Source organism: Protofrankia sp. Cj3, from assembly GCF_917627355.1.
GTDB lineage: Bacteria > Actinomycetota > Actinomycetes > Frankiales > Frankiaceae > Protofrankia.
The window spans coordinates 32956-33639 of the sequence record NZ_CAKJTR010000043.1 but is presented as its reverse complement, the minus strand read 5'-3'; the positions used below and the strand labels follow the sequence as shown (position 1 = coordinate 33639).

Annotated in this window: 1 protein-coding gene; it reads right to left on the bottom strand. The window is 67.1% G+C overall.

The annotated features are described in order from the left end of the window. Positions 1-271 precede the first annotated feature (271 nt). Positions 272-439: a hypothetical protein gene (locus MJ783_RS08455; RefSeq protein WP_239309777.1), complete on the bottom strand. Its 168-nt coding sequence runs from the start codon at positions 437-439 to the stop codon at positions 272-274. Between the last annotated feature and the right edge of the window lie 245 nt (positions 440-684).

Below are 684 nucleotides of genomic sequence, written 5' to 3'. Positions count from 1 at the left end.
ACCATATATCGATCTTGCCATACCCGGGGGGTATGTCACCGGACGATCCAGAAGTCCGAGCGCTCCTCGACCATACGGGCACCGACGGTGTGCCATCGGAGGCGGTCAGGCAGTCCGCTCCCCCACGCGGGTTAACAGCCCGTACTCGGTTGTAACGTTCGGCGAGAACTGCGTGCTCTCTCCGACGCGACGGGCGATCGGGATGAACCGACCTGGTGCGCAATCGCAGGCCTTGCCCAGCACACCCGGCGGGCCGATCGTTGCTACGTGGTCACCACGACAGGTCCAACCCGTCGTCGACACTCGCCGGGTAACCGCTGCCGCCGGGCAGATGACCTGGGCTTGTGGCATCCGGTGTGACAAAGTCCGTGGCGGTCGGACGGGTAGATGCGGCGGCCAGGCTGCGGATGGAGATGACCGTTATCGGTGTGGCATGCACGCCGCGCTCCTCGCAGCCGCCGCACAACAGCTCCCCCGCACGGGCCTCGGCAGCATGGGCAACGCAATGCGTCACCGTTCCACGATGCCCGCGGGCACACTGGCAGTCGATGACGTAGGCGGCTGGCTGATCGCAGCGCATCCGCCTCGAGCCCGTGGTGGCGCCACACGTGCCCGGGACCGCTGGCGGAGTCACCACGACAGACCCCACCGCTCATCGGCTGCTGGCAATGGCAAGGCCACGCA